26 protein-coding genes and 1 tRNA gene are annotated in these 16,234 nt (G+C 57.9%); all 27 read right to left on the reverse strand.

The features are described from left to right. Positions 1-5 precede the first annotated feature (5 nt). Entirely contained in the window at positions 6-398 is a 393-nt protein-coding gene (locus tag ABHM97_RS09405) for a capsid cement protein (protein WP_349470431.1), read from the reverse strand. A gap of 2 nt (positions 399-400) precedes the next feature. Continuing rightward, positions 401-898 (reverse strand): hypothetical protein, encoded by a 498-nt coding sequence (locus tag ABHM97_RS09410; protein WP_349470432.1) that lies wholly within the window; start codon positions 896-898, stop codon positions 401-403. 55 nt (positions 899-953) lie between these two features. After that, positions 954-1,024, reverse strand: a tRNA-Trp gene (locus ABHM97_RS09415). Between the two features lie 30 nt (positions 1,025-1,054). Continuing rightward, positions 1,055-2,266, reverse strand: a complete 1,212-nt coding sequence (locus ABHM97_RS09420) for a VG15 protein (RefSeq protein WP_349470434.1) — start codon at positions 2,264-2,266, stop codon at positions 1,055-1,057. Positions 2,267-2,269: 3 nt separating this feature from the next. Further along, on the reverse strand, positions 2,270-3,613 hold the full coding sequence (locus tag ABHM97_RS09425; protein ID WP_349470435.1) for a phage portal protein: 1,344 nt from the start codon (positions 3,611-3,613) through the stop codon (positions 2,270-2,272). Between the two features lie 15 nt (positions 3,614-3,628). Next, positions 3,629-4,249 carry a terminase TerL endonuclease subunit gene (locus ABHM97_RS09430; protein WP_349470437.1) on the reverse strand — a complete coding sequence of 207 codons (621 nt, stop codon included), beginning with the start codon at positions 4,247-4,249 and terminating at the stop codon, positions 3,629-3,631. Continuing rightward, the gene (locus ABHM97_RS09435) at positions 4,209-5,270 is read right to left on the reverse strand and encodes a terminase (RefSeq protein ID WP_349470439.1); all 1,062 of its coding nucleotides are present in this window, start codon (positions 5,268-5,270) and stop codon (positions 4,209-4,211) included. Before ABHM97_RS09435 ends, ABHM97_RS09430 begins: the two co-directional genes overlap by 41 nt. Beyond that, complete coding sequence (locus tag ABHM97_RS09440) at positions 5,260-5,592, reverse strand: hypothetical protein (protein ID WP_349470441.1); 333 nt, start codon at positions 5,590-5,592, stop codon at positions 5,260-5,262. Before ABHM97_RS09440 ends, ABHM97_RS09435 begins: the two co-directional genes overlap by 11 nt. A 259-nt stretch (positions 5,593-5,851) precedes the next feature. Next, positions 5,852-6,523: an HNH endonuclease gene (locus tag ABHM97_RS09445; RefSeq protein WP_349470442.1), complete on the reverse strand. Its 672-nt coding sequence runs from the start codon at positions 6,521-6,523 to the stop codon at positions 5,852-5,854. A 237-nt stretch (positions 6,524-6,760) separates the two neighbouring features. Then, a complete protein-coding gene (locus tag ABHM97_RS21490) occupies positions 6,761-7,087 on the reverse strand; it encodes a DUF8602 domain-containing protein (protein ID WP_502921272.1) in 327 nt (108 codons plus the stop codon). Positions 7,088-7,597: 510 nt separating this feature from the next. After that, the gene (locus ABHM97_RS09450) at positions 7,598-8,887 is read right to left on the reverse strand and encodes a hypothetical protein (RefSeq protein WP_349470444.1); all 1,290 of its coding nucleotides are present in this window, start codon (positions 8,885-8,887) and stop codon (positions 7,598-7,600) included. Between the two features lie 411 nt (positions 8,888-9,298). Further along, positions 9,299-9,805: an HNH endonuclease signature motif containing protein gene (locus tag ABHM97_RS09455; RefSeq protein ID WP_349470446.1), complete on the reverse strand. Its 507-nt coding sequence runs from the start codon at positions 9,803-9,805 to the stop codon at positions 9,299-9,301. A 92-nt stretch (positions 9,806-9,897) separates the two neighbouring features. Continuing rightward, the gene (locus tag ABHM97_RS09460) at positions 9,898-10,188 is read right to left on the reverse strand and encodes a DUF7455 domain-containing protein (RefSeq protein WP_502921273.1); all 291 of its coding nucleotides are present in this window, start codon (positions 10,186-10,188) and stop codon (positions 9,898-9,900) included. A gap of 429 nt (positions 10,189-10,617) precedes the next feature. Further along, positions 10,618-10,800, reverse strand: coding sequence for a hypothetical protein (locus ABHM97_RS09465; protein ID WP_349470448.1), 183 nt, complete (start codon positions 10,798-10,800; stop codon positions 10,618-10,620). After that, positions 10,797-11,195, reverse strand: a complete 399-nt coding sequence (locus ABHM97_RS09470; RefSeq protein WP_349470449.1) for a DUF6221 family protein — start codon at positions 11,193-11,195, stop codon at positions 10,797-10,799. Before ABHM97_RS09470 ends, ABHM97_RS09465 begins: the two co-directional genes overlap by 4 nt. Further along, positions 11,192-11,650 carry a hypothetical protein gene (locus ABHM97_RS09475; protein WP_349470451.1) on the reverse strand — a complete coding sequence of 153 codons (459 nt, stop codon included), beginning with the start codon at positions 11,648-11,650 and terminating at the stop codon, positions 11,192-11,194. Before ABHM97_RS09475 ends, ABHM97_RS09470 begins: the two co-directional genes overlap by 4 nt. Beyond that, positions 11,647-11,868 carry a hypothetical protein gene (locus tag ABHM97_RS09480; protein ID WP_349470453.1) on the reverse strand — a complete coding sequence of 74 codons (222 nt, stop codon included), beginning with the start codon at positions 11,866-11,868 and terminating at the stop codon, positions 11,647-11,649. Before ABHM97_RS09480 ends, ABHM97_RS09475 begins: the two co-directional genes overlap by 4 nt. Further along, on the reverse strand, positions 11,865-12,629 hold the full coding sequence (locus ABHM97_RS09485; protein WP_349470455.1) for a hypothetical protein: 765 nt from the start codon (positions 12,627-12,629) through the stop codon (positions 11,865-11,867). Before ABHM97_RS09485 ends, ABHM97_RS09480 begins: the two co-directional genes overlap by 4 nt. Positions 12,630-12,667: 38 nt before the next feature. Beyond that, positions 12,668-12,796, reverse strand: a complete 129-nt coding sequence (locus ABHM97_RS09490) for a hypothetical protein (protein WP_349470456.1) — start codon at positions 12,794-12,796, stop codon at positions 12,668-12,670. Between the two features lie 177 nt (positions 12,797-12,973). Then, positions 12,974-13,375: a hypothetical protein gene (locus ABHM97_RS09495; protein ID WP_349470458.1), complete on the reverse strand. Its 402-nt coding sequence runs from the start codon at positions 13,373-13,375 to the stop codon at positions 12,974-12,976. Next, the gene (locus tag ABHM97_RS09500) at positions 13,372-13,758 is read right to left on the reverse strand and encodes a hypothetical protein (RefSeq protein WP_349470460.1); all 387 of its coding nucleotides are present in this window, start codon (positions 13,756-13,758) and stop codon (positions 13,372-13,374) included. Before ABHM97_RS09500 ends, ABHM97_RS09495 begins: the two co-directional genes overlap by 4 nt. A gap of 291 nt (positions 13,759-14,049) precedes the next feature. Continuing rightward, the gene (locus ABHM97_RS09505; RefSeq protein ID WP_502921274.1) at positions 14,050-14,496 is read right to left on the reverse strand and encodes a DUF4326 domain-containing protein; all 447 of its coding nucleotides are present in this window, start codon (positions 14,494-14,496) and stop codon (positions 14,050-14,052) included. A gap of 41 nt (positions 14,497-14,537) precedes the next feature. Beyond that, entirely contained in the window at positions 14,538-14,834 is a 297-nt protein-coding gene (locus ABHM97_RS09510; protein WP_349470464.1) for a hypothetical protein, read from the reverse strand. Beyond that, positions 14,831-14,974, reverse strand: a complete 144-nt coding sequence (locus ABHM97_RS09515) for a hypothetical protein (RefSeq protein ID WP_349470465.1) — start codon at positions 14,972-14,974, stop codon at positions 14,831-14,833. The genes ABHM97_RS09510 and ABHM97_RS09515 overlap by 4 nt, the downstream gene beginning before the upstream one ends. A gap of 5 nt (positions 14,975-14,979) precedes the next feature. Further along, complete coding sequence (locus ABHM97_RS09520) at positions 14,980-15,333, reverse strand: hypothetical protein (protein ID WP_349470467.1); 354 nt, start codon at positions 15,331-15,333, stop codon at positions 14,980-14,982. Positions 15,334-15,440: 107 nt separating this feature from the next. After that, positions 15,441-15,812 carry a hypothetical protein gene (locus tag ABHM97_RS09525; RefSeq protein ID WP_349470469.1) on the reverse strand — a complete coding sequence of 124 codons (372 nt, stop codon included), beginning with the start codon at positions 15,810-15,812 and terminating at the stop codon, positions 15,441-15,443. Next, entirely contained in the window at positions 15,809-16,159 is a 351-nt protein-coding gene (locus tag ABHM97_RS09530; RefSeq protein WP_349470470.1) for a hypothetical protein, read from the reverse strand. Before ABHM97_RS09530 ends, ABHM97_RS09525 begins: the two co-directional genes overlap by 4 nt. Positions 16,160-16,234: the final 75 nt, after the last annotated feature.

The raw sequence follows: 16,234 nt of genomic DNA on the forward strand, positions 1-16,234 counted from the left end.
TCTTCTCAGCGCTCGAACTTGACGCGGACTTTGGCGCCGTTAGCGGCAGTTGTCAGAGCGACACCCACCACAGCGCGGGTACCGGTAACATCGCCGGCAGTCGGGGTAGTCACAGCGGCCAGCGTCGAAACGGTGCCCGTAGCAGCAGCAACAACAAGATCGCCAGCGGTAATCGCGCCAGTAGCAGTAAGCTCCTGAACGCCAGACGCGTAAACCGTCACCGAGTCGCCGCTGACCGCATCAAATGCGGCCACGCCGACCCAGTTCAGGGCGTTAGCGCCAGCAGTAGCAACGGTCCCGTTGCCAGAAACAGCGACAAGAGTGCCGCCAGTGATAGTCGCGGACGCCGTAGCGACAAGAGCGTCACCAGGGGTCCGAATAGGCAGGTATTCAGCCATGATCAGGCCTGCTTTCCGTAAATGGATTCAAAGAATTGGTCTTCTTCCGAAAGAGCCGAAGTGCGGGCACCTTGCGATGCATCCGGCGCAGGCTTCTTCGGTTTGTTCAGATCAGCGAGGATCTCAGCGGCATCCGCACGCAATTCATCCTCAGTGTCGCCCTGGAGGCGCCCCATCCACTTAGCAGGCAAACCAAGCTCCAACGCGATATCAGCGCGGACCTTAGCGGAACGAAGCTTCTCAAGCTCGATCTTGGCCTCATCAGCATCACGCTTGGCCTTCTCGATTTCTGAGAGCTGCGCGTCCTCACGTTCTTTCTCCTTGAGGCGCAGCCGTTCCGCTTCCTTGTTTGCCTTAGCAAGAGCGGCACGGATCCGGGCGACTTCCTCAGAGCTTGTGCCCTCAGTTGCCGCTGTCTCCGTGGTGGTTGATTCGTTAGCTGCTTCGGTAGCCTCAGTGGCTTCCTCAACAGTCTCGGTGGTGGTTGTATCGTCAGCCATCACGGCCTCCTGATCTGATCGTTTTGTTGTTCCTTGTCCATCCCGGAAAGGAAAGCCCGGCGTCGGGGAATCGAACCCCGGTCTGCGGTTTTGGAGACCGCCGTGCTACCACTGCACCAACTCCGAATGGGCGCTATGACGGGCGCAAGCCGCGGCTTAGTAGCCGAGAATGTGTTTGCGGTACTCGCGTTCCACGCGGGCAGCGACTTCAGGGGTGACCTTCGCGTTCTTCGCATTCGTGAACGGGTTGCGGCCAGCGCGGACGGCATCCCAGTTAGCTTGAGCATCAAATACCCTGCGCTCAGCAGCGGTCATCGTAGCCCGCGCCTTCGGGTCACGAACACCAGTCTCGCGAGCCCGAAGAACAGCCTCACGAGCACCAACCCGCGTACCACCACGCCCAAGCTGACCGAAACCCTCAACCTGACCACGATTCACGCCAGTAGGATCCTGACCGCCCGGCAGGATGTACCCATACCGCTCAAGCTCCTTCAGGGTCGCCTCACGGCTCAAACCCTTGCCATAAATAGCCTCAGGAGTCAGACGCGGACCACTCCGCCCGAAGTTTCCGCGCTTAGAAGTGCCCTCAGTAGTTGTCAAACCGCCCGGCTTCATCCCGCGCCGGCTATTCACAACCTGGAAGATGTCACCACCGTCACGGATGGCCTGAGCCCCAGCCTTCGTGTAGTTCTTGTCCTGCTCCGCGGGGGATAAGGACTTGAAATACTCGTAAGGGTCATGGATTAGACCCTCAGTCTCAGCAGCCGCACGAGAAGTTGTCTGCACATGCACGCAATCGCACTTCGGATGACGGTTGAAACCGTTGTTCCAGCGATAAAACCTGCCCGCAAGAATCGAACACCGCGAGCATGACGGCGGGTTCAGCATCCGCACATAACCAACATTCCGGCGAGTAGCAGCATCAACACCCGCCGCAGCGCGGCCAGCATCAGCAACCTGAGTCCGAACCAGCGTCGTCAAGTACTTCCCGCCAGCCTTTAAAGCCTGGTTCGGGGCCATCCCGCCCGCAATCAGCGTCTTCACATGCGGGGCAGGCCCCCACAGAAGCCCCTCAAGGGTGCGACCATCAGATGCCCTACCAGCGAACCCTGACGGGTCCACGAAATGCTCCGGTGCCTCATACAGGCCTTGGTCAGCCAGCGTCAACGCCCCGTAGGATGCGCCAGCAGCAGCAGCCCTACCCTGAACGTCCGTGAGCGCCGGCACCAGCAAAGGCACCTGCGCCGCCCACGAACCATCCAAAGAAGACAGGCTAACCTCAGACCACAAATCAGCAGCCTGCAACACAACCAACGCTTGGAACCGCTGCATCGCCTTGTAGTGCTTCACGGCAGCATCCGGAACCATCGGTTACTCCCCGTTCACAGCCCTAGCCAAGTTAGCGATGTCCGGATTCGAGCGTGCACGGGCGTCCATCTCAAGCATCCGTTCACGCTGCTCCGGGCTGTAACCCAGATCCTCACGCGTCTGCTCAACAGGAACAATCGGACGATCACCAGAAGACAACTTGACCGCAGCATCAGCCACAGCAGCACGAGTCGGGGTCGAAGGATCACGCCAGATCGTTTCCAACGACTTCGCGCCCTCGTCCCACACTCCATTCTTGAAACGAAGCACAAGCCGCTGCACGTCCTCCCAAGAACCACCCAAATAGGTGTGCTTCCGCTCAGCACGCTTCACAAGCTGAGCCTCAGACGCCTTACGCGCCTCAGCAGATGGCGGATTATCCCCACCAAAGCCCATGTAGTCAGGCGGCAAAGCCAAAAGCTGCGTAGACAACTGCGCCAAGATCTTGATCGAGTTGTGGAACACCACAAGATCAGACTCTTGGAACTGGCCCATCTTCGTGTCTTTGTTCTCGCTAGCCCACAACCTGCCGGCGTCACGCGACCAGACCCCGATAGGGTTGCCACTCTTGTCAACGAAGTCCTTCTCAGAAAGACCTACAACCCAACGTCGCGGCATCGCGTGATACTCAGCCGAAATCATCATGTCCGTAGCCATCTTGTTTGCTGCATCAGCAACCGGAATCACATCATGGAACTCAGAGATGCCATCAGGCCGCAGCAAGCGAGGCTTGTTGACCAAAGGGACGACAGGGACGGCGCCAAGCTCATGCTCATCAGCGGGGCCAGTAGACCACCACTCACCCTTATAAAAAGCGAACGATTCTGTGGAGTTAGGCTGATACAGCGTCGCCCGCTGCACCACATCCGCACCCTCACCCTCCTGCCACCGCTTGATAGCCGCCGACACGCGACGAGTACGAGGATCCCGCTCAGCAAAAACCTGGAAGGGCGACTCAACAGACACAATCGGGTCAGCGCTATCATCATCGGCGCTACCGACAATCACATACGACCTACCAAGCGCCAAAGCGTCAAGATGCGCTTGCTGGGACTGCTCGTCAAGGTCGTTTGCCTGCCAAATGCGCCACAGTTCCTCATCGCTGGACGACTGCCCCCGATACCGGAACCCTTCAACATCCAAACGGTTCTCGTAAGCCTCGGCGCCAAGCCGTAGCCAGTTCAAAACCAACTGAGAAACCCTGTCCCCAAGCTCAGCCTGCATAGCTTTCGCCATGTACTTCAAAGGCTGCTCACCCTCAAAGTACTTGTCATACCTGTCCAACGTCGGAATAGCCTGAGCAAGCTTCACATCCAGCCGGGAAAGGGCCTTAGGAACAACAGCCATCAGGCCCTCCATCGTCTAGGAAACAACTATTCGCCGTCGTGGCGGTTCAACAGCCCAGCCCGCTTTCAAAGCGTCTGAAACCGCTGCGTGAGCAAGGATCTTCGACATGGTTACGTCGATCTTCTGGTGGTTCGTTGGCTTATCCAGGACATATTTCTGTCCCGGCTTGGCTTTCTTCTTCGCGTTGGCGACGTGAACCGCAGCAACAGGGCACCCATCATGAGTGATGCGGCCCTGCGCGAGGTCAATCTCAAAACGCTTAATCTCGGAGTACATCCGGTCGATCTTGTTCGTAGGCCACTCAAAAACGCGGTCTTCGCCGTATTCCAACGACCAGTCACCGATTTCCGTGTACCAACCATGTGGATCTGCGTACATGCGCTTCACCCGGAAGTTCGTAAACACCTCATCGACAGCCGCATGAACTTCACTGCGCGGAATTTCTCCGCCCCATTCAGCCGGATCCCAGATCGCGGGGCGCTTATCCGGCCCATACCTGGGAGTGAAAGACAAACCAGTGATTGTTTCGCACTGCAAAGCAGTCCAGTCGTCATTCTCTGAACCGTCCATGCCGATGCACACTTGAGTGCCCTTCTCAGGATTCGGGAGCCACAACATTTCCGGCATAAGCACCATCCCAAACACCATCCTTGAGCCACGTACCAAGACCATGAACGATCCGGTTACCGTAGAAACGCTCAGCCTGCGCCGGGTCCGTTTCCATCAGCTCCGCAGCCTCAGCCTCAATCGCAGCCAAATCAACCCACGGCGAGCCCTGATACACGTACTTGTGGATCTTGTGACGGTCAGCTTTGTTCTTGTAGCTCCACTCAGCAGGAGGCTTACGGTAAAACCGGTAAATGTCAGTGCTCTTAGACTCGTAAGTCCGCTGCGCAGCCGAGTTCTCAGCCGGATCCCACGGGTTCGTCCACTCAATCGAGCGACCACCCATACCAGCCAAACCACGACGCATAGTCTCTGCCACACGGACCATCTTGTTCTGCACCGTGTAAATACCGGACTCGTCAAAGTTAGCGAAGTTGATCGGGTTACCAAGCCTGGACTGGGCCGAGCTAGTAACAGCCTCGATCTTCCCGTCATGCGGCAACCGAACGAACTGCTCGCCAGTTTTCATAAACGAATCCAACGGTCCAGAACGAACCATCGACTGCAAAGGCCTATAAACGTTGTCTACCTGTTCCTCAGACGTAGCCACCAACTGAATCAGCGAGGTCTTCCGCGGAATACCCATGGCGTCACCAGGTTCATACTCAAACCAAAAGTCACAGTCACAGCCATTAGCGTGGCAAGAGTAGACCTCGCCACCCTCAGCCCAACCTCCGAACACGACAGGCCCAGCCGCCTCAAGCAACGTCACCGCGGCAGCAAGAGGCCCCTTACCAGTCTTCTGAGGCGCAACAACCTGCGAACGCCTATACGTGAACGCAGGAGCCAGCACAGGACGCTCCGGAACCCACTTAGCAGCCTGCTTGACACGATAGTGATTGGCGATGATCTGCAACTGCCAGTCGGAGGGAATAAAAGGAGTCCCCTTATCGAACCCATCCGGTACCGAACAGTGAGCCTCAATCCAATCGGCGCCAAGAAACCCTAGAGTCTGGCTCGAAAGGAAATTGATGCTGAAATCATCCGTCATTCCCCACAACCTTTAGCCGGGCACGAGACGAAGACTTACGCCTGCCGTTCGGTGCATCGACTTTCTCAGGTTCACCAGCCGGCATTTGCCAGCGCAGCCGGTTCAGTCCGGCAGTAGACAACCCCAGCAACTCCTGGTGCTGCTTCACAAGCGTTCTCACCGCAGCCTTAGCCTCAGGAAGCTCAGCCTCCGCCATGTAACGGCAATACAGCGCAACCTCATCCTCAAGACCAAGACGCAACCACTCCGAAGCCTGCGGGCGCTTCCACAGCCGCTCCCAAATAGCCATTTCACGGTGACCAAGCATCTCGTTCTCAGACAAAGGCCAAGCAGGAGCATCCCCATCAAAGGGAACCAGAACCGTCCAAGTAGCAGAGTCCCCAGACCGATCACGCCGCAACGCATTCGGATCGGCAACCCGCCCAGCATTCCCCCTAGCTCCACCAGAGCCCATAGGAAACACCACCAATCAGGTTGTTGAGAACCACTTTCGAAAAGGCTTTGATTCTGGAAAACCTCCGAGCGACCTCACCAGCGGTGTCGCTTAGTGGGGGTGGGGGAGAGGTTAGCCCCCTGGTATATCAGGCCGCGAGAGCAAGTGCTCTTCGATGTGAAATGCCTTTTGCTTCTCCGAGTGTCAAGTGTTTGAACCTCGGGTCATCGAAGGTCAGTGAGTAGCGAAGCTCTGGCTTACCAAGCCTGGCTCGCTCGTCTGCCCACTCGTCTAGTGTCTGGTCTCCCTTGTCACCGTTGCATTGGCGACAGCAAGGAACGATGTTACCCAAGTCGTTGCGTCCGTTGCGGCTGATCGGAACAACGTGGTCGGGATCGGGTTGACCTGTCATGGTCTGGTCGCAGTAGGAGCATCGCTTGCCTGCTGCTATCCATAGCTTGATCACGTCGGACCAGCGGTAGTTGCCGGGCGAGTTGTGCTCTCGTGCCTTGCGGGTTCGTCTTGCTACACGTTTGCTGCAACGATCTGAACAGTACTTGCTGGTGTTGTTCGTGTTGCGTTCCACGAACGTGTAGCCGCAATCGTTACAGTTGTTGGAGATGAACCTTGCGGCCTCTGGCTTCTTCGCCTTGGGTGCAGTCCACTTACTTGTCTTGCCCCACCATCTTGCCCAGTGATCATCGGGTAGTGGCGTGCCGAACGTCAGCGTCTTCTTGCATTCGTTGGAGCAGGTGACAGCGTGCCGGTTGCCACGCGACGCGGCCTTGATCACGTCCTTATCGCAGATGAAACACTGCATGACCTTGGTGCGTTCATGCCTCTGCGGGTTACGCCCAACAGTTCTGTTGTAGCAGGTGGCGCACTTACCCTTAGCTCGGAGTGGTCGGCTGCATCCTTCGACGGTGCAGTTCTTCGACGGGGAATCGGATCTACTTCTGTTCTGCATTGGTTCTCCCAGGAATGCGTAAGGCCCGCACCTGGGAGAGTGCGGGCCTTACTGTCACGGGTAATTAGTCCGTGGTTCTTTTGTGTTCAGTTATTGGTGCCGGCGCTTTCCGCCTGCTTGGTTGTTGCAGCTTGAATGGCTTGGCCCTAAGTACTGGGACCGGTTAGCGTCGTCGTGGTCTAGTGCCCATGCTTGCCCGATGTAGATGGGTTGCTTGCATCTGGCGCATGTGGCAGCGCCGCTTGCAACAATGGGAGCCCACTGCTTACGTAGCTTGACGTGCTCGGAACCATAGCCTCGTTGATCGCGCGTTCCTCGTGCCGCGTCTGCTTCACGTCTGTGTGTTGGGCAGTAGCTACCACCGTCAGCAATGGCGGGGCATCCGGGCTTGGCGCAGATCTTCTTGGCGCGTGGCATGCTCTACCTCTTACGTTGTTCCCTTGCCGTCTAGAGCTTGCGAGTCTCCATCGTGAAGCCAGGTGCGACCTGTCACGTGCCTGTTGGTAGGCGGCAAGGAAGTGTTGGGGTGTGGTGGGCGCCAAGTTCTTGGTCGTTTAATCCGTCCCTCAGCAGGGCGCGGACCCACCTCCCGCGCTCATGTTCGCGGGCTATTCTTTTGTGGGGTGCCGTGCTTCTCAGCATGGGCGTGCACTATTCCCTACAGTCGCATGGTTTAGTGCGTGCGCCGTGAGCCTGGCGCGGCAGACAGTGCCACCAACCTTTCAGCGTGCTTCGACTGTCTAGGCTTTTAGTCTTCGTCCCAGCATGCGCCTTGGTGCTCTGACCAGTCCGCTTGTTCAAACTCGCGCTCCAGCGTGTCTGTTCGGGCTTGTGCTGCTAGGGCTTCGAAGTACTCACAGAGTGCACGGTAGAGACGCATTAGGCATCCATTGGGTCGGGCCAGTTGCCTATGCGCATGGTCGCCTCCTATGCGGTGAGGATGGTGAGTGATGCGAGGTCGAACCCGTCTGGTGTTACGTCGAACACGAGCAGGCCAGGATCTGAGTCTCGGCCTTGTGTTTGGCGGAACCAGTCTGATCCGTTGTCGAGCGTTGGTGCTCCGAGGCAGTAGCGTTGTTTGCCGCTGATCGGGTTGCGTCCTGCGACCGATGCGCTGAATGAGTGGTAGTGACCATGGACTAGCACGTCGGCGTTGGCTGCTGCTTGTGCACCGAACGCTTGTTTCTGCCACCATGCGACTGCTTGACCGGGTGCGAACTGGTTGCCGTGTACGAGGCCGATGCGTGTTCCGTAGAAGTCGACCGCAACGGATTCGTCGTATTCGGCTGGTGTTACCCAGTTGACGGCCATCTTGGATGCTTTGGTGACCCGTGCGACTTGTTTGTGCATGAACAGGCCAAGGTCATCACTGGGGCGCCCAAGGTTCTGCTTGCCGCAGCGCCATGCTGCGTGGTTGCTGGGTACTCCTGCAACGGTTACGGGTGCGTGGTAGTGGGCGAGGTTGATGTACTCGAACAGCTCAGTACCGTACGTGTCCAACTGACCGCTGAGTGAGAGGTCGTTGGTGAACATCGGGTTGCCGCCTGACTCAAACCCTTCGATGCCGTCGCCGGCATCAGCGATCATGATCTGATCGGGTGCACGCTCAGCCAACAAAGCATCGAGCTTTTCGCGGATGACTGTTGATCGTGCTATGAGTTCTACTGTGCCGCCGCGGGACCCGGTCTTGCCGATCTGCGGGTCAGCCCAAACAATGACGGTTGCACGGTCGCTGTGGTTCGGCGTGGCCTGCGGTGTTGCTGTCTTGGCTGCTGCGTACAGGGCTGGAAGGTCTATGCGGTCCTGTGCTTGTTTGCGGGTGAACTGTGCCCGGTAGGAGTACAGGTTCACGACATCACGGGTACCGTCTTCCAAAGCTTTGGACTGCTGCCATGTTGCGCAACGTACTGTGTCGTTGACGACGGCGAACTCTGCGGGGTCCAGGTTGAACCTTTGGAAGATGTGGGTCCAGTCGGTGACGGGCTGTTCGGTTTGCACGTCAATGAACTCACCACCATCAGGCCGCATGTCAGCTTTGCCAGTGAGGACTTGCGCTGTTGCAGGGCGGGTTTGCGATTCTGGTTCGCAAACGCATTTACCTGAGCGGCAGTCGTTGACTGCTGACTTGGAGATGCCAAGGAGCCGCGCGACTTGCCGTGATGGCATGGTGTCGTGTGCTGGTGTTTTGACCAGACCGTACTTGCATTTGCGGCTCATTGGTTTTCCCCTGCTCAGGTTGGGTGTTGAAAGTGTGCCCCGTTTTGTGCTTCCGGTGTCTGGGCGTGCTCCGGTGTTGCGTTCCCCGGCTGACTGCCTCCCAAGGGGCTGTACGTTTCGGGGACGTTTGTTCCTGGCGTTGGCAGCCCCTTTACCGGAGCAGCGGTGTGGCTTGACACAGCGGAAACCCGTGGGGTGCGTCACTGTGCTTTACCAACGCCAGGAAGTTTTAGACGGGTCCGATGTTTTTTCGGGCGCCGTTCAAGTTTTGGATGGCCCGCATGACTGCTTGGCGGGCTGGTTGGGTGTCGAGCTGATCCAACGTCGAGTTCAAGTGGGTGATGCAACCGGTGAGTAGGTGCGTGTCGTTGGACTCCGCTATCTGCCGGATGGAGGGGCTGTGCTTATACGTCATACGGCAACCGGCGCATAGTCCGCGGGGTTGAAGTCGAACAGTTCCCTGCGTTTTGCTTGTGCTGCCATAACGGCTTCCTCCAGGTTATGAAATAGGCCCAACTCATAAGGAACTTTGTCCTTCTGAACCCTGACCCTCCACATTTTGTGCTGCTTAGACCAGAAGACCCCTCGGTGCCCGGAGGTGCTGTCTCTGCGATGCCCCGCAAGGTTCTGGTTGTTAGCTGAACGCGTTGCTAGCCTCAAGTGCGCCGGGTTCACGCAGGCCCTGTTGTGGCAAATGTGATCTATCTCCATTCCTGTAGGGATGGAGTCGTTGGCCATCTCCCAGGAGATGCGGTGCACGCTGCGAACTTTTCCGGTTTCGTATGTCATCAGCCCGTAGCCGTCATTGTTGCGGCAACCCAGCCAATTCCAACAGGCGTCCGTCTTTTCGACCTTGGCCCAGAAGCGCTCGGCAACCGTCTTGACGCCTTTGCGTGGGCCTTTGTGCGGTTTTGACATCTTTACTCCAGAGGTTAAGCGTGAGCCCCCGCACTCTGGATGCGGGGCCTCACTAGAGCACAAGGATCAGTTGTGCTGTTCTATTCAAAAATTTAGTTGACGTGCATGTCGTCGCGTACGTGTTCGGTTAGCCGGTCGGTTTCGTCTACGATGAGCCCGCATTGTGGGGCTAGGTTGAGTTCAAAGGCACGCCAATGATGGGCGCAGAAGTAGAGCTCATCCCCGGCGCCGGCTGCTTGTTTGGCTGGTGTGAGGTCGAGTACCGCGAGAACGTATGCTTGACTTCCGCAACGATCACAGCGGTGGGAGCAGTCGAGCATCATGGTTTTCACTACGTTCACGGCCAACCTCCAATGTGTGGGGTTAACGCAACAAGAGGCCATCCCCAGCGGGTGGCCTCTTGGCGTGGTGCGGACTGCTTAGCTCCCCAAGAGCTAATTGCTTCACACTAAAAAATATACAGGACAGTGTTGTTTAGTGCAACTTTTCACTGTCTTTTCATGTCAGATTCGTTTCAGACCTCATCGAAGTGGGGGTAGTCGGCAAAGTGTTTGACGGTTAGCCACTCATGTTCATCTCTCGTGATTGGTCCGAATGTGAAGCCGGCTTCGAGCAAGATGTTTCGTCCTTCGCCGGTTGCGTGCCCTCGCCCGTTTGCGGAGATCCAGGCAGTTTGCCTGTATAACTCTGCCGCCAGTTCCGCGTCACTGAACCTGACCGGGCGGGCGAGAACAGCGTATGGGGCGAAGTGTCCGTTGACCCGGTAAGCGTCCGTGTGAGGCATCTTCTCAAACCATGTCAGGGTCATGCGTTCAGCTCCCCGCTTGGTTCTTACGCAGTGTGTTCGCGCCTCGGTGGAGTTGCTGGTAGGCGAAGTCGATTACCTCCATATCCGATGGTGAGATGTTGCCTTCGTTGGCGCGAACCAGGTTGTCCAGCAGGTTCGCCGCGTGACGCATGCTGTACTCGTTCGTCGGCTCATCCAAGATGCTCATAGCGCCCACTCCTGCTGGTAGTCCGGGTGGTCCTTGTAGACTCCTGCAAGCGCGTACAGCACGCCGCTGGCAAGCTCTTCCGTGTCATCGTTGCGCGTCAGTGAGTCCTCGTGGTCTTCGCGGCACTGTTCGATGATGGCACGTTTCGCCGCGCACTCAGCAAGCGTTCTCTGATCGGGGGCTGGTTCGGTGTAATGCTCACGGAACTCTACTGCGTCCAATAGGACACGATCACTGCCATCTTGTGACTTGACCATGACCGTATACGGGCTGGGGCGGATGATAGTGCAGGGGCCGAACAGATCTACAAGCTTCTCTTCCAGAGGCCTGTACTTCCGCGCCTCACCAGCCTCATCCTCAGCGATCCTGGCTTCAAGGAACTTGACTAGGGTCATGGCGCACCTTTTTCCAGTTCGATGATCCGTTCGATGGCTTTCTCTAGGCGCTCATCCACTTCGCCGGGAACCGCGCCCATCTGCTCCCACAGGTCCATCTTGCGTTTTTGGCGCGCGCGTTCAGCTTCTTTGTCGCGCCATTCTTGGATGGCGATGGACGCTGCAATATATTCGAGACCCCATTGGCGGTTGCTCTCAGAGGTGTTCCTTTGGTGGTTCAGCGGCCATGTACCGGCATCGGAGCCCTCAACTTCAACGTGGGCGCTATTGCCTCGCATAATGATACTGGTTTTGGGTAGTTCGTCGCGTCGGATAACCAGGTACTCAGAGTCAATGGCTTTGGCTGCTGCTTTGTCTTGGCGGCGTGGTTGCCCGTCTGATAGAACTCGTGTGCCGAGTTCCTTGTCCGCTGCGTTTGCGATGATCTGGGCTAGGCGGTTTGTGTCATTGTTCATGGCTTCTCCGGGCTGCGGTATGGGTTGCGGTCTTTGTTTCGTGGGTTCTCGACTCGGAAGCAGTGGTTATGCCCCTCATCCCACGCATCTGCTGCGATGTGCGGGGCAGCAGCCTCAAGAGCAGCACGGAGGTTGTACTCGAAAATGGAGCCGTTAAGCGCGTCTTGTTCACGCCACGCCTTATGCGCCGCTTCTACTGCTTCGTCGCTGATCTTCATGCTGCTGTCCCGTCGAGTGGTTTTCGGTTGGTGGCTAGTTCGTGTACGTGGTCGAGTCGGTAGGTGGGTGCGAGTGGTGTGCCGTGTTGGTCGTGGGTGGGGTTTTGGCGGATTAGTTTGGGTTGACCACCGATGAGTCTTGTTCCCCATTTGCGGATTTGGTCTGCGGTGATGTTGTACCCGTATTCGGGGGCGGCGAGTTTGCGTGAGAGGTCGGTTGCGGTGCCGACATAGTATTTTGCGGCTTTGATAGCGTGGGCCCGCCATTTGAGGACTTCGTAGGTGGTGCCGCATGTTTTGCAGCGTGCTTCGTGGTCGCCTTTTGCGGCGTAGAGGTCTGTGTTGCATTCGGCGCAGTTCCCGGCGAACACTCGTTGCTCTGCGACGCGGACGACGTTTTCGCAGTTGCGGAGTAGCGCGTCCAGCTGCTTGTAGCGGTCGTGAGCGTTAGGCAGGGTTTTGATTCGGTGCATGTTCCCGGCGAGGTAGTCAGCTACGTCACCGGATCCGCGCCCATGCAGCAGGTTATTCGTGGTGGCGATGCTGAGGGCCGTGTTGAGTAGGAAGCGTTGCAGTTCGTCCAGGCTGGATACGGCGTCAACTGAGACTGGTGCGGGCGCGTGTTGGGCTTTGGACCCGCCCATGCGTTCCCCGTATGTGGCGGTGAGTGTGAGGCGGGGGATGACAGCCTCAACCTGCGCAACAACACCGCCAACCTCACCAAGGCGGACATCGAAAGCGTCACCACACGTCCCGCACAACCAAACACCCGCGGTTGTCTCATTCCCGCACTTGCAACTCAATGCTTGTTCTCCCTGTAGTAGTCGATCCACTGCTGCAAGGCTTGAGCGGCCTTGTCATCCTCGGTGTAGTAGGTGATTGATGCGTTGCCCATGATCTGCCCCAAGCGCAGATCAGGTTGCTCCATCCATAGCTCGCCGAGTTGAGCAAGTAGCTTCGGTATGCGCTTCGGGTCTCTCATCCGTTGTCCTGTTCGTGTTCGCAGTTGTGGTTGAGTGTTTGTTGGAGTTGGGGGATGTCGTATACGCCGTTGCCGTGCATGAGTTCGAGTAGGTGCCGGGCTTTCGCGAGCTGACGGGAAGCCTCACACACCGGCACCCCTGAGTGCGGCTTCAATGACTCCGCGGATCCGGTTTGATTGGAAGCTCTTGGTTTCTGGTACTCCGGAGTTTGCTGCGGCAACGTCGTCAAATTCTTGGCAGACATCCAGAGCGGCTTTCACGGCGGCGAGTAGGCGGGCGGTGTCCGTGGGAGCGTTCGCGATGAAGTCCGCATTCTTGATGCCCTGCGGCTCACGCTTGTTGAGGTGAGGTGCTGCGCGGACGATCCGCATGCTGCGGGGATCGTCGTAGCCTTCCTCCACGTCTCGCGGGTCAGGATCGCTGATGATGACGTCGCTGTACTCGCGGAACCATTTGCCGGGCGTGATGACCTCCAGTCGGTTCTGGATGGGTTCGAGCAGGGCAGGGATACTGGTGGCGGTCATGATTCGGCCCCTTCGTGCAGGACCGTCGCGGGTAGTTGGACCTCACGTGAGGGGAGCACCCTCGCTGGCCCCATTGTCCGCCACCAATTCCGGCCCTCAATGCTCGTGAGGCCTTCACGGCAGACGTTCTTGGCGTCCAGAATGATGGACTCGTGCGGCAGCGCGTCGAGTTCTTCGGTGGTGGTGATCGTCCGGGGCTTCGTGAGTTCGGCTACAGCTTCGGCGGCCTTATCCAACCGTTCCAGCCATGCGTCATGCCGCTTGCCATCCTCGTCAGATCGGCCCTTCTCGGCATCCAGGCGCAGCCAGCCGATGACAGGAGAGATGTGGTGGCTGATTTCGCCCCTGATGCGCTCGGCCAGTTCGTCACGTTCGGTGCTCATGGTTTTCCCCCGTTGTGGATGAATGTGTTCTTTCCGAGACCGTTCATGTAGGACGGCTGTGACCAGATTCGAAGGACCCTGCGATGTAGTGCGCCCGCTTTGCTGGACGGAGATGGCGGCCAGACTTCACGGCGTTGCTTGCGTGCCCATCGTGATCGGTTGCTCATGGTGTCGCTTTCGCTGAGTGGTCCTCTGTGAGGATTTGGTTGAGTTGTTCGGGTGGGAGTAGTCCCAGGTTTCGGGCGAGGTGCGGGCAAGTCGTGGCGAGTTGGGCGAGACGCTCCGCCGCGGTCATCGGTTCGCTACTTCAAGCAGGATGTCCACATGGCATGGATGCTCCGGGGCGCACCAGCAGGCGAGATCCTTGCCGGCCAGTTCAGCTCGGACCAGCTCAGGCGTGATGGTGATCAGTTGCTCCTGCAGCCTTCCCGTCCGGTGGGTGATCAGGCGGCCCTTGTTGGACGGGTACGCTCCCAGCATTCCGCGATCCGGTTCCAGCAGTGCCCGCCGGTAAAGTTCCACGAGTTCGGAGCGGGTCGCGTAACGGACCATGTACGGAGTGATGGTGCCGTCCGGGTGGTAGTACGCGTGGTTCATCCCATCGGCGCTTATCCTGCCCTCGTATTCCCATACCCCAGGAACCTCTGGCTGATACCGGACCAAGGCGGACGGCGTCCGGTACTGAAACGGGCTACCCCACTTGGAACCGCGTCCGACGTAGACGGTGTTCTCTGGCATCCGCCACCCTTTGGTGCGCTTCCGCTGCACACGCTGCGGGCTCATGGGTTCACCACCGTTACGTGGTAGTTGGCAACGTAGGCGTGCGTGTCATTCGGCCCGAACCTTGGCTTGTCACGCTTCACGATCAGTTCCACGTCCTTACAGCCCCACTTCCGCTCGAAGCTGGCATTGTTCCGGTAGAAGAGGCGTTCGATATTTCCCGTTCCGCTGCGGTAAGCCTCGCTGTACTGCTCGTTGTTGTGGCGGATTCGGGCGCCTTGGTTGAGTCCGTCGATGTCGGTGACCTCGACATAGCCCCTGCTGAGCAGGTCAACGGCGCGGTCTTCTGGGCTCATAGTCCGTTCTCCATGTCTTTTGCGATGGTGTGTGCGGTGAGTTTGAGTTCGCGGGTGAGTGCCCATTGGGTGCCTTCGTCGAGGCCGTCGATCAGCTCGAACAAGTGGGCGAGTTGGTGATGCTCGGGGTGGGTTGGCATCTCAATCAGCGGGCCTCGGTCAGGGCGTCTGTGACTGCTTTGCGGAACAAGTCGGCGTAGTGGCGGTCACCGTCAGCCAGTTTGTCCAAGTACTGAGCCATACGTTCAACGGCTTGTACGGCGGCGAGTAGGCGGGCCTGATCCGTAGGAGCGGCGGCGATGAACGCTGCGTCATCCTGGGTCCCGGCCTCTGAGGCATCCGCGTATCCAATGACGGCAGGGAATGAGCCGTCGTCCTGCATTTCTAGCGAGTAGATGCCAAACGATCCATCGAAAGGCTCGAAGTCCCATGGTCCGGGTGTTGCGGCGTTGAGTCGGTCCTGGATTGGTTGTAGCAGGGTTTTGATTGTCTCGGTCATGATGCGTCGGCTTTCAAGGGTTTGGTGGCCCCGACTGCTCCGGGGCTAGTCCACTAAGTCTACCAAAAACGACACTGAAAGACACGGTTTTACTGTCGAAACATGCACTATTTTGGGGGGCGGGCGCCGGTTAGTAAAGCTACGAGGTCATCGACTTCCATGAGAACGATCTGGCGTCCAGGATCCGTGACCCCGCGCCGTTTCGCTATGACCACACCAGCGACAGCGCCAAGGTTGAGGCGTTCCGTCTCAGCTTCCTTGAGCCACGAACCCGCCTCCAACCTGCCCCCATAGTCCTTTGCCTCTATCGCTACCGGCTGTTCGTTGAATGTCTCCACGTTCAGCACGTCCCCGCGGTCATGTGCACCGTACTTCGGCATCCGATCAATGAACCGTGACACGTGTGCTTGAAGGTAGTCCGCGATAGAACGCTCATGCCTCGCACCCGCAGCCTTCGCGCTAGCCCTAGACCGGCTCATGAATCCTCCTTGCAATCGTTGCAAACCCAGATGCCCTGCAAGTTCCTGGTCATCTCATCCAAAGGCTTCTTCCTGGTGCACTCACCACAAACCCGCGAACCCTCAACACGCGTCTGCTTCGTAACTGATGCGTTGATGTGCTCATCCCAAAGGATCGCCCCCGGCGACGTAGCGTTTTTATTCTTCGTTGCAAGATCCGCCGCCGCCGTCACCTGACCAAGTGAAGCGCCACTCATCGCAGCCTTCTCAAGTACCCGGATCGTCCCCACAAGAGTCCAGTCAGGCCTACGTTTGATGACCAGCCAGGCGATGCATTTAGCGTCGTATTCGTTGAATTTGTACGTCATTTTTTCGGAACCTTCGCGTATAAACTTAGTGACGGCGGCGGCGGAAAGAAGCCCAATCTTTTTTGAAAGCGAAAG

Origin of the sequence: Paenarthrobacter sp. CAP02, assembly GCF_040137855.1 — a bacterium.
Taxonomy (GTDB): Bacteria; Actinomycetota; Actinomycetes; order Actinomycetales; family Micrococcaceae; genus Arthrobacter.

Coding starts and splice junctions, on each gene's coding strand:
- ABHM97_RS09460 (WP_502921273.1), bottom strand. CDS start 10,188: ATGGCCTCTTGTTGCGTTAACCCCACACATTGGAGGTTGGCCGTGAAC.
- ABHM97_RS09405 (WP_349470431.1), bottom strand. CDS start 398: ATGGCTGAATACCTGCCTATTCGGACCCCTGGTGACGCTCTTGTCGCT.
- ABHM97_RS09500 (WP_349470460.1), bottom strand. CDS start 13,758: ATGAGCACCGAACGTGACGAACTGGCCGAGCGCATCAGGGGCGAAATC.
- ABHM97_RS09450 (WP_349470444.1), bottom strand. CDS start 8,887: ATGAGCCGCAAATGCAAGTACGGTCTGGTCAAAACACCAGCACACGAC.
- ABHM97_RS09455 (WP_349470446.1), bottom strand. CDS start 9,805: ATGTCAAAACCGCACAAAGGCCCACGCAAAGGCGTCAAGACGGTTGCC.
- ABHM97_RS09425 (WP_349470435.1), bottom strand. CDS start 3,613: ATGGCTGTTGTTCCTAAGGCCCTTTCCCGGCTGGATGTGAAGCTTGCT.
- ABHM97_RS09465 (WP_349470448.1), bottom strand. CDS start 10,800: ATGAGCATCTTGGATGAGCCGACGAACGAGTACAGCATGCGTCACGCG.
- ABHM97_RS09435 (WP_349470439.1), bottom strand. CDS start 5,270: ATGACGGATGATTTCAGCATCAATTTCCTTTCGAGCCAGACTCTAGGG.
- ABHM97_RS09530 (WP_349470470.1), bottom strand. CDS start 16,159: ATGACGTACAAATTCAACGAATACGACGCTAAATGCATCGCCTGGCTG.
- ABHM97_RS09480 (WP_349470453.1), bottom strand. CDS start 11,868: ATGAAGATCAGCGACGAAGCAGTAGAAGCGGCGCATAAGGCGTGGCGT.
- ABHM97_RS09505 (WP_502921274.1), bottom strand. CDS start 14,496: ATGCCAGAGAACACCGTCTACGTCGGACGCGGTTCCAAGTGGGGTAGC.
- ABHM97_RS09430 (WP_349470437.1), bottom strand. CDS start 4,249: ATGGTGCTTATGCCGGAAATGTTGTGGCTCCCGAATCCTGAGAAGGGC.
- ABHM97_RS09490 (WP_349470456.1), bottom strand. CDS start 12,796: ATGGAGCAACCTGATCTGCGCTTGGGGCAGATCATGGGCAACGCATCA.
- ABHM97_RS09515 (WP_349470465.1), bottom strand. CDS start 14,974: ATGCCAACCCACCCCGAGCATCACCAACTCGCCCACTTGTTCGAGCTG.
- ABHM97_RS09495 (WP_349470458.1), bottom strand. CDS start 13,375: ATGACCGCCACCAGTATCCCTGCCCTGCTCGAACCCATCCAGAACCGA.
- ABHM97_RS09510 (WP_349470464.1), bottom strand. CDS start 14,834: ATGAGCCCAGAAGACCGCGCCGTTGACCTGCTCAGCAGGGGCTATGTC.
- ABHM97_RS09525 (WP_349470469.1), bottom strand. CDS start 15,812: ATGAGCCGGTCTAGGGCTAGCGCGAAGGCTGCGGGTGCGAGGCATGAG.
- ABHM97_RS21490 (WP_502921272.1), bottom strand. CDS start 7,087: ATGCCACGCGCCAAGAAGATCTGCGCCAAGCCCGGATGCCCCGCCATT.
- ABHM97_RS09420 (WP_349470434.1), bottom strand. CDS start 2,266: ATGGTTCCGGATGCTGCCGTGAAGCACTACAAGGCGATGCAGCGGTTC.
- ABHM97_RS09520 (WP_349470467.1), bottom strand. CDS start 15,333: ATGACCGAGACAATCAAAACCCTGCTACAACCAATCCAGGACCGACTC.
- ABHM97_RS09470 (WP_349470449.1), bottom strand. CDS start 11,195: ATGACCCTAGTCAAGTTCCTTGAAGCCAGGATCGCTGAGGATGAGGCT.
- ABHM97_RS09410 (WP_349470432.1), bottom strand. CDS start 898: ATGGCTGACGATACAACCACCACCGAGACTGTTGAGGAAGCCACTGAG.
- ABHM97_RS09475 (WP_349470451.1), bottom strand. CDS start 11,650: ATGAACAATGACACAAACCGCCTAGCCCAGATCATCGCAAACGCAGCG.
- ABHM97_RS09445 (WP_349470442.1), bottom strand. CDS start 6,523: ATGCAGTGTTTCATCTGCGATAAGGACGTGATCAAGGCCGCGTCGCGT.